This window comes from Rhodococcus sp. P4_C10, from assembly GCF_056402135.1.
Window position 1 is genome coordinate 244,046 of the sequence record NZ_JBFUHZ010000001.1, and the last position, 9,522, is coordinate 253,567.

General features: G+C 69.8%; 7 protein-coding genes and 1 pseudogene. 4 read left to right on the top strand and 4 right to left on the bottom strand.

Features of this window, described 5'->3' with window-relative positions; genetic code table 11:
• The first annotated feature begins 296 nt into the window (after window positions 1-296).
• The 3 genes from AC1DWC_RS01160 to epsC all read left to right on the top strand — a co-directional run bounded on the left by AC1DWC_RS01160 (window position 297) and on the right by epsC (window position 3,830).
• Window positions 297-2,123: a phosphoenolpyruvate carboxykinase (GTP) gene (locus AC1DWC_RS01160; RefSeq protein WP_477905398.1), complete on the top strand. Its 1,827-nt coding sequence runs from the start codon at window positions 297-299 to the stop codon at window positions 2,121-2,123.
• Between the two features lie 181 nt (window positions 2,124-2,304).
• Window positions 2,305-3,240, top strand: a complete 936-nt coding sequence (cysK, locus tag AC1DWC_RS01165; RefSeq protein ID WP_072843338.1) for a cysteine synthase A — start codon at window positions 2,305-2,307, stop codon at window positions 3,238-3,240.
• 5 nt (window positions 3,241-3,245) lie between these two features.
• A complete protein-coding gene (gene epsC, locus AC1DWC_RS01170) occupies window positions 3,246-3,830 on the top strand; it encodes a serine O-acetyltransferase EpsC (RefSeq protein WP_477905400.1) in 585 nt (194 codons plus the stop codon).
• 6 nt (window positions 3,831-3,836) lie between these two features.
• Here the strand turns inward: epsC and AC1DWC_RS01175 are convergent, their stop codons facing one another.
• Complete coding sequence (locus AC1DWC_RS01175) at window positions 3,837-4,814, bottom strand: cation diffusion facilitator family transporter (protein WP_477905402.1); 978 nt, start codon at window positions 4,812-4,814, stop codon at window positions 3,837-3,839.
• Between the two features lie 188 nt (window positions 4,815-5,002).
• Here AC1DWC_RS01175 and AC1DWC_RS01180 point away from each other — a divergent pair, with 188 nt between their 5' ends.
• Complete coding sequence (locus AC1DWC_RS01180; RefSeq protein ID WP_477905404.1) at window positions 5,003-5,518, top strand: hypothetical protein; 516 nt, start codon at window positions 5,003-5,005, stop codon at window positions 5,516-5,518.
• An 83-nt stretch (window positions 5,519-5,601) separates the two neighbouring features.
• Here AC1DWC_RS01180 and AC1DWC_RS01185 read toward each other — a convergent pair.
• From AC1DWC_RS01185 to AC1DWC_RS01195, 3 genes and pseudogenes are all read right to left on the bottom strand, one after another.
• A pseudogene (locus AC1DWC_RS01185) lies at window positions 5,602-6,942 on the bottom strand (aldehyde dehydrogenase); the annotation flags it as partial.
• 97 nt (window positions 6,943-7,039) lie between these two features.
• Complete coding sequence (locus AC1DWC_RS01190) at window positions 7,040-8,254, bottom strand: phosphotransferase family protein (protein ID WP_477905406.1); 1,215 nt, start codon at window positions 8,252-8,254, stop codon at window positions 7,040-7,042.
• Window positions 8,255-8,438: 184 nt separating this feature from the next.
• Complete coding sequence (locus AC1DWC_RS01195) at window positions 8,439-9,326, bottom strand: ROK family protein (RefSeq protein ID WP_477905408.1); 888 nt, start codon at window positions 9,324-9,326, stop codon at window positions 8,439-8,441.
• Between the last annotated feature and the right edge of the window lie 196 nt (window positions 9,327-9,522).

Sequence of the window (9,522 nt, forward strand, 5' to 3'; positions counted from 1 at the left end):
CGGCCCCGGGTCGCCCGACGGAGGTGTCCGTTTGTCTGTGGTGGCAGGCATCGCAGCAGGCGGATGTCACTGAATCGGTCCTGTGACTGATCGGACAAGACCCGATTGCCTGTACGGATGCAGGCGGCGTTAACCTCTTATGTAGGACACCCGGCGCCCGTGTCCTCCGTTTTCGCTATGCGTCGACGGAGCAGCGGGATGCACCCCGCCGAGAGGGGGCAATCGGTACGACCGCGCGAGGCCACCAGGCCGCGCCCGCGGAGGACCCGATTCCGGCACACCCCAGGGAGAGTTTGATGACCTCAGCGACCATTCCAGGTCTGAACGGAACTGACGGCACGCCCACCGAGCACGGCGAGCTGCTCGCCTGGGTGCAAGAGGTTGCCGAGCTCACCCAGCCGGACCGCGTCGTCTTCACGGACGGCTCGGACGAGGAGTGGGACCGCCTCACCGACAAGCTGGTGCAGGCCGGCACGTTCACCCGGCTCAACGACGAGAAGAAGCCGAACTCGTTCGTCGGCAACTCCGACCCGTCGGACGTGGCCCGGGTCGAGTCGCGCACCTACATCTGCTCGCGCGAGGAGATCGACGCCGGCCCGACCAACAACTGGATGGATCCGGCGGAGATGCGGTCGCTGATGACCGGTCTCTACCGCGGCTGCATGCGTGGCCGCACCATGTACGTGGTCCCGTTCTGCATGGGCCCGCTCGGTGCCGACGACCCGAAGCTGGGCGTCGAGATCACCGACTCCGAGTACGTCGTCGTCTCGATGCGCATCATGACCCGCATGGGCACCGCGGCGCTCGAGAAGCTCGGCACCGACAAGCCGTTCGTCAAGGCACTGCACTCCGTGGGCGCGCCGCTCGCCGAGGGCCAGGCCGACGTGCCGTGGCCGTGCAACGACACCAAGTACATCACCCACTTCCCGGAGGATCGCGAGATCTGGAGCTTCGGCTCCGGCTACGGCGGAAACGCGCTCCTGGGCAAGAAGTGCTACTCGCTGCGTATCGCGTCGGCCATGGCCCACGACGAGGGCTGGCTGGCCGAGCACATGCTGATCCTCAAGCTGATCTCCCCCGAGGACAAGGCGTACTACGTCGCCGCGGCCTTCCCGTCCGCGTGCGGCAAGACCAACCTCGCGATGATCCAGCCGACCATCCCCGGCTGGCGCGCCGAGACCCTCGGCGACGACATCGCGTGGATGCGATTCGGTGAGGACGGCCGCCTCTACGCCGTGAACCCGGAGTTCGGCTTCTTCGGCGTCGCGCCGGGCACCAACTACGGCTCGAACCCCAACGCGATGAAGACGCTCGAGGCGGGTAACTCGCTGTACACCAACGTCGGCCAGACCGACGACGGCGACGTGTGGTGGGAGGGCCTCGAGGGCACTCCCGAGCACCTGATCGACTGGAAGGGCAACGACTGGACGCCCGAGTCCGGCGAGAAGGCCGCCCACCCGAACTCGCGCTACTGCACCCCGATGTCGCAGTGCCCGATCCTGGCCCCCGAGTGGGACGACCCGCAGGGCGTGCCGATCTCGGCGATCCTGTTCGGCGGCCGTCGCAAGACGACCGTCCCGCTGGTCAGCGAGTCCTTCGACTGGCAGCACGGCACCTTCCTCGGCGCGACGCTGTCCTCCGAGCAGACCGCCGCGGCCGAGGGTGCGGTCGGCACCGTGCGTCGTGACCCGATGGCGATGATCCCGTTCATCGGCTACAACGCCGGTGACTACCTGAACCACTGGATCACCCTCGGCAAGAACGCGGACTCGTCGAAGCTGCCGAAGATCTTCTACGTGAACTGGTTCCGTCGTGGCGACGACGGCCGGTTCCTGTGGCCCGGTTTCGGTGAGAACTCCCGCGTGCTCAAGTGGATCATCGACCGCATCGAGCACAAGGGCGGCGCGCAGTCCACGCCGATCGGCTTCGTCCCGACCGCCGCGGACCTGGAGCTGACGGGTCTCGACGTGGACGCAGCCGACGTCGAGGAGGCGCTGGCCGTCGACGTCGACGAGTGGAAGAAGGAACTGCCGCTGATCGAGGAGTGGTTCGAGTTCCTCGGCGAGAAGGTGCCGTCGGGCATCCGCGACGAGTTCGAGGCGCTCAAGGGCCGCCTGGGCTGATCGCCCCTCGCACAACCGTTTGACCGAATGTCGCATTCGTTCAGTTCAGCTGAACGAATGCGACATTCGGTCGTTTCGGGGGCGCCGAAAACCGGGCCGGGCACCGCGGTCCGCGCGGGCAGTGGTGCAATACACGCAACGACCGCGAGACCCGGCGCTGCCGCGTCAGTGAGGACCTGCCATGACTCAGATCTACGAAAACGTCACCGAACTGGTCGGACGCACCCCGCTGGTGCGACTGAACCGGGTGACCGCCGGGGCGCAGGCCCAGGTGGTTGCCAAGCTGGAGTTCTACAACCCGGCCAACAGCGTCAAGGACCGGATCGGCGTCGCGATCGTCGACGCCGCCGAGGCCGCGGGCGAGCTCAAGCCCGGCGGCACCATCGTCGAGGGCACGTCGGGTAACACCGGCATCGCCCTGGCCATGGTCGCGGCCGCGCGTGGCTACAAGGTGATCCTCACGATGCCGGAGACGATGTCCACCGAGCGTCGGGTGATGCTGCGCGCGTACGGCGCGGAGATCGTCCTCACCCCGGGTGCCGAGGGCATGGCCGGCGCGGTCAAGAAGGCCGAGGAGATCGTCGCGCAGACCGCGAACGCCGTGCTGGCCCGCCAGTTCGCGAACCCGGCCAACCCGGCGATCCACCAGCGCACCACCGGCGAGGAGATCTGGGCCGACACCGACGGCGAGGTCGACATCTTCGTCGCGGGCATCGGCACCGGCGGCACCCTCACCGGCGTCGGCCGCACCCTCAAGGAGCGCAAGCCCGGCGTCCAGATCGTCGGCGTCGAGCCGGCGGACTCGCCGATCCTCACCGGCGGCCAGCCCGGCCCGCACAAGATCCAGGGCCTCGGCGCGAACTTCGTGCCCGACATCCTCGACCGCGACATCTACGACGAGATCATCGACGTCGAACTCGACGACGCGATCCGCACCGCGCGTGACCTCGGCACCGTCGAGGGCATCCTCGGCGGCATCTCGGCCGGCGCCAACGTGTGGGGTGCGCTGCAGCTGGCGAAGCGCCCGGAGAACGCGGGGAAGCTGATCGTGGTGGTGGTGCCCGACTTCGGCGAGCGCTACATCTCCACCCCGCTGTTCGAACACATTCGGGACTGACGGTCGTGGGAGTGCTGCGCACGGTTCGCGAGGACCTGAAGGCCGCGCGCGGCCACGATCCGGCCGCGCGCAGCAACCTCGAGAACGCGGTCGTCTACTCGGGCCTGCACGCCATCTGGGCGCACCGGGTCGCGCACCGCATGTGGGCGGTGCCCGCGTTGCGCGGTCCGGCGCGGGTGCTGGCCCAGTTCGCCCGGTTCCTCACCGGCGTCGAGATCCATCCCGGTGCGACGATCGGCCGGCGGTTCTTCATCGACCACGGCATGGGTGTGGTGATCGGGGAGACCACCGAGATCGGCGACGACGTGATGCTCTACCACGGCGTCACGCTCGGTGGGCGGTCGCTGGCCAAGACCAAGCGGCACCCGACGATCGGCAACCGGGTGACCATCGGGGCCGGCGCGAAGGTGCTCGGTCCGGTGGTCGTCGGGGACGACAGCGCGATCGGCGCGAATGCCGTGGTGACCCGCGACGTCCCCGTGGATTCGATCGCCACCGGCATCCCGGCCACCGTCCGTCATCGCAGCGGCAGGCAGCACGAGGAGTTGGTGGACCCGACCAGCTACATCGACCCGGCTATGTACATCTGAGTCCGGTCAGGCCGTCAGGCTGGGTTCGTCGCTCGTGGACAGGGTGAGCACCGCCTTCAGGACGTGCTCATGCCGCTCGAGCCGGGACTCGAGGTCCCGCAGGATCTCCGCGACGGTGTGCTCGGCGAAGTCCCCGGCCAGGTCCACCCCCGCCACCAGGTAGACCTGCCGGGGTCCGAGGTACTCCATCCGGAGCAGCGTCACCCGGTCCACCTCGGGCAGTTCGAGGAGGGTCGCCAGGCCCGCCGCGCGCAGCTGCGGCGACGCCTCCTCGCCGATCAGGAACCGGCGGTTGCGGTCGATCAGGATGCCCGCGATCACCGCGAGCAGCACGCCGACCGCCATCGACCCGATCGCGTCCGGGACGGGCGAGCCGGTCAGCTGGTGCAGCAGGACGCCGACAAACGCGATCACCAACCCGATCAACGCGGCGGCGTCCTCCGCGAACACCGCGCGCACCGTGGGGTCGGAGGTCTTGAGGGCGTGCTCGAGCAGGTCGCGGTCGGCGCCGGCCGCCTCGCGGCGGATCTGCCGGTACGCCTGTCGGAACGAGACCGCCTCCAGCACGAACGAGATCCCCAGGACCGTGTAGGCCACGCCGAAGTCGGTGGCGGGTTCGGCGTGGAACAGTTCCTGCACGCCGTGCGTGATGGACACCCCGGCCCCGAGCGCGAACAGTCCCAGCGCAGCGAACATCGACCACACGTAGGCCTCGCGGCCGAAGCCGAGCGGATGCGTCCGGTCGGCGGGGCGTCGCGACCGCCGGTTGGCGATCAGCAGCAGCACCTCGTTGGCCGTGTCGGCCCAGGAGTGGGTGGCCTCGGCGACCATCGAGGCCGACCCGGTGACGGCGGCCGCACCGGTTTTCGCGATCGCGATGGCGAGATTCGCGCCGAAGGCCAGGAGGACGGTGAGGGTGCTCTCCCCGGCGGAGTCCACGGCGGCGGGCGGGGTCGTGTCGGCCCCGGGTGCAGACAGGCTCATCCCCGAACGATAGGCGCACGCGCCGGATCCGGTCGGGCGACGGGCGGGCCATATTTGATCTTGAAATCCGTGGATTTCGACCGAGCCGGTTCGGTGCAGGCAATAGGCTCTGCACGTCTTCTCCGACGACGCAGGCCGCAGCGCCGCGAAGCCGGAATCCGTTGAGCAAGAACTCGAAAGGTCTCCCCATGCAGACATTCACCCGGAAGGGCCTCGCGCGGGTCGGCGGCGGCGTCGCCGTCACCGCAGCGACGGTGGCCGCCGTGGCGATGGCAATGCCCGCGACGGCGTCAGCCGCCCCGACCGTTGCGCCGCCCACCGTCGTCGCGACGTCGTCGGGCAACAGCCTCACCATGAAGCTGACCAACCCGAACACCCTGCTGAGCCTCACGGGCTGCCAGGCGTTCGTGGTGAACGCCAAGGACGTTCCGGCGGTGGTGTCCGACCCGACCAAGCTGCTCGACCCGGGCGTCGTGGTCTACCCGAACGTCTCCAACGTGCTGTCGCTCTTCGGCGCGCTGCCGGGAATGACCGTCACCAACACGGTCAACGACATTCCCGCGGGGCTCTACGGCGTGGTCGGCGGCTGCGTGAGCCTGCTCGACGTCACCCACCCGGTCATCGACTCCCCGCAGGTCATGCAGGTGGGGCTCCTGCCCGGCGGCAGCAGCGACGGCAGTTCGTCGATTCCGTTCGGCAGCTGACGTTTTCGCAGCCCGCGTAGCCCGGACGAGATGATCGGTCCGGATACGACGACGCGCGGCGTGCACCTGGTCAAGGTGCACGCCGGCGAGCCGGGATCGAAGGCGTACCAGTTGATTCCGTAGGTGCCGGTGCGGACCTGCTTGGCGACCTCGAGGCCCTTCTCGATGTCGGTGGTGTACACCGAGCCGGCCAGGCCGTAGTCCGAGTCGTTGGCGATCGCGATGGCCTCCTCGACGGTGTCGTAGGCGATCACCGACAGGACGGGTCCGAAGATCTCCTCGCGCGCGATCGTCATCGAGTTGTCGACGTCGGCGAAGATGGTCGGCTCGACGAAGTAGCCCGTCTCCAGGCCGGCCGGCACGCCGCCGCCGACGACGAGGCGGGCGCCCTCCGCCTTGCCCTTCTCGATGTAGCCGAGGACCTTGTCACGCTGGGCGGCGGTGATGATCGGGCCGAGCTGCGCGGCCGGGTCGTCCGGCATGCCCATCGGCAGGAAGCCGACGAAGTTGGCCATGGCCTCGACGATCTCGTCGTAGCGCGAGCGCGGCGCCAGGATGCGGGTCTGGCCGACGCACGCCTGGCCGGAGTTCATCAGGCCCGACAGCACCAGCATCGGCAGCGTCGCCGGGACGTCCATGTCCTCGAGCAGGATCGCGGCGGACTTGCCCCCGAGCTCGAGGGAACAACGCTTGAGGTTCTGCGCGGCGATGGCGCCGATCTTGCGGCCGACCGCGCTGCTGCCGGTGAAGGTGATCTTGTCGACGTCGGGGTGCGAGACCAGGTACTCGCCGGTGGGGGCGCCACCGGGGACGATGGACAGCACGCCCTCCGGCAGTCCGGCCTCGGCGAAGATCTCCGCGACGAGGTTGGCGTTCATCGGGGTTTCCGGCGCGGGCTTGAGCACCATGGTGCAGCCGGAGATGATGGCGGGCGCCAGCTTGTTGACCAGCAGGAACAGCGGGACGTTCCAGGCGATGACGGCGGCGACGACGCCGACCGGCTCACGCAGGACCTTGCAGACGCCGAACGGTCCGGTGCGCTCCTCCTCCCAGGAGAACGACTCGGCCAGTGCCGCGTAGCTGTTCAGCACGGCCAGCGACGGGGTCTTCTGCATGAGTTCGACGCCCGTGCGCGGCGCGCCCATCTCGGCCGTGATCAGCGTGCACAGCTCGTCGGAACGCTCCTCGATCAGCTTCGCCGCCTTGACGAGGATCTCGGCCCGCTGCGCCGGGGTGGTCTGCGGCCAGGGGCCGGTCTCGAGCGCGGTGCGGGCGGCGGCGACGGCGGCGTCGATGTCCGCGGGGGCGGCGACGGGAACGCTGCCGACGCGCTCCTCGGTGGCGGGCGAGAACACCTCGAGGCGCTCGTCGGTGGCGGGTGCCACCCACTGGCCGCCGATGTAGAGCTTGTCGTAGTCAGTCATGAGTTCTCTTCCTTGCTGGTGTGGGATTTCGGGCTCGTGGTGTGAAGGTCGCGTGGCCGCGTGCGCTGCGGCGGCGGGGCGCCGGTCCGGGTGGGCGTCACGACACCCCCGACCAGTAGGTGCCGTCGAGCATCGCCTCGAGGGTCGGGCGGTGCAGGATCATGTCGTCCGGGTCTGCGGGTGACTCGGCCTGGCCGAACGCGATGGCGCGCGCCTGCACGCGGAACATGACCGTCGCGTGCCGCAGCGCGGCGAAGAGGATGTAGTAGTCGAGGTTCTCGGCCCGGTGCCCGGAGGACTGGGTGTACCGGGCCTCCACGTCCTCACGTCGCATGAAGTCGGGCAGCCCGGGCAGGCCCGCCAGCGTCGACAGGTCCTCGAAGAACCGGTGCTGGAAGATCATCCACCCCAGGTCCACCTCGCGGGGTCCGACCGTTGCCATCTCCCAGTCCAGCACCGCGACCGGCGCGAAGTCCCGGTACATCATGTTGCCGATCCGCGAGTCGCCCCAGCACAGCACCGCGGGGGAGTCGTCGGCCGGGACCGTCGCCTCCAGTCGGTCCAGGCAGCGCTCGATCAGCGGGGAGCGTGGGCCGTCTGCCGAGACCCATTCGTAGTACTCGCGCTGGTTGGCCAGATAGGCGCGGAACGCCTGCTCCCCGGTGGGGCCGCCGCCGGGCAGCTGCAGGAAGTCGAAGTGCCGCAACGGGTCCTCGATGCCGTGCAGCTTCGCGAGCACGTCCACCGAGGAGTCCTGCAGGGCCCGGCGCTGCTCGGCGGTGGCCTCGGTCAGCCAGGAACCGAAGGTGTACGGCATCACGTCCGGCGGGACGATGCCCTCGATGCGCTGCATCACGAAGAACGGAGCGCCGAGGGCGGTCGCGTCGGGCTCCGACCAGTACGTGGCCGGCACGGGCACGTCGGTGAGCTCGCCGACGACCCGCATCACGTCGAACTGGGTGTCCATGTCGTAGCTGGGGAAGATCGGCATCGTCGCGGCGGCCGGTTCGACCCGGGCGACGAGTTCGTGGGTGCGCCGTGCCCCCGGTGCCTCGTGAATGGCGTCCTCCGCGGACTCCGTCCACGTCGCGTCGAACAGGATGGTCTCGCTGGACATGCCGTTCGCCGCGGGCAGGCGCACGTCGGTGACCTGTGGGTCGGCGCCGTCGTGCAGTCGGGTCCGGAGCCAGGCCTGCAGTTCGCGGCCCAGTTCGGCGGTGTCGCGTTGGGACCCGCTGGGCCGAGCGACCTCGGAGTAGTTCTCGTTGTCGCCCGGAGGCGCGTCGGTGGGTGCGGTGTCGGCTGTGCTCACGGTGCCCTCGTTCCGTCGTCACCGTGGCCGCGGCGCGGTCCGACGGTGAAATAACCGAGTGTGGTGAGGAGCACAGTAGAACACGTTACAGAACCCTCGCGGGCAAATCAGCCCCCATTTCGGTCGAGGTTGGAACGAAACCCCGAATCGGTGCCCGACCAGGGGCGATGTCGACGGGGTTTCGCTACTCCGCCAGCATCAACGCGCCCGCGCCGATCAGCGTCGCCCGACCGCCGAGCTCCGCCGGCACGATCCGCAGGCGCCGGCTGAAGGACAGCCGCGCGTGCCGGTCCGCCGCCTCGCGCATCGGGTCCCACAGCGGCGCGCCGGACTGCCCGAAGCCGCCGCCGACCACCGCCAGGTCCAGGTCCAGCAGCGCGGCGGTCGACGCGATCGCCGTGCCGAGCGCGGTGCCGGCCCGGTGCAGCGCCGCGAGTGCCACTGCGTCGCCCGTGTCCGCCGACACGGACAGCTCGTGACCCGTCGTCCCCGTCCAGCCGCGGGCGTTGGCCCAGCGAACCGAGGACGGTCCGCTCGCGACCGCCTCGAGGCAGCCGAATCCGCCGCACGCGCACGGCACGTCCTCGGCCCCCGGGACCACGACGTGGCCGATGTGCCCGGCGTTGCCGGTGCGCCCGCCGGCGACCCGACCGTCCAGGATCAGGCCGCCGCCGACGCCCGTGGAGACGATCATCCCGATCTGGTTCGCGGTCCCGCGGCCGGCGCCGAAGCGCTGCTCGGCGAGTGTGCAGCAGGCACCGTCGATGGCCAGCGCCACGCGGGCGCCGGGGAACAGCGACCGGACCGCGTCGACCAGGGGGAAGCCGGTGCGCCACTGCGGGATGTTGAGCGGACCGACCACGCCCGCGTCGACGTCGACCGGGCCGGCCGAGCCGATCCCCACCGCCGTCACCGGCCGCCCGTCCGCGACCTCGCGCAGCAGCGTATCCGTCGCCTCCCAGACCCCGGCCGCGGGCGTCGGGACGCGTTGCTCGCCGAGCAGCTCGCCGTCGGGGGAGAGCACCCCCGCCGCCAACTTGGTGCCGCCGATGTCCAGGGCGAGAACGGTCATCCGCGCAGGCTATCGCTCGTGAGTGCTTGTCGGCCCCAGGGGGACAGTGTGCTGTCTAGGTAGACGTGGGACATAGGTGTCTACGTAGATGTGAGACAGATTTTAGGCGGCGGGGCGGAGTTGTCCTTGGTAGCGCTTGGCGTGGTCCAGGTGCAGGTGACCGAGGACGGCTCCGCCTCGTTCGTATGCGGTGACG

Bases quoted from the DNA above. Each gene is read 5' to 3' on its own strand.
- AC1DWC_RS01160 (WP_477905398.1), top strand. From the start codon at position 297: ATGACCTCAGCGACCATTCCAGGTCTGAACGGAACTGACGGCACGCCC.
- AC1DWC_RS01195 (WP_477905408.1), bottom strand. From the start codon at position 9,326: ATGACCGTTCTCGCCCTGGACATCGGCGGCACCAAGTTGGCGGCGGGG.
- AC1DWC_RS01175 (WP_477905402.1), bottom strand. From the start codon at position 4,814: ATGAGCCTGTCTGCACCCGGGGCCGACACGACCCCGCCCGCCGCCGTG.
- cysK (WP_072843338.1), top strand. From the start codon at position 2,305: ATGACTCAGATCTACGAAAACGTCACCGAACTGGTCGGACGCACCCCG.
- AC1DWC_RS01180 (WP_477905404.1), top strand. From the start codon at position 5,003: ATGCAGACATTCACCCGGAAGGGCCTCGCGCGGGTCGGCGGCGGCGTC.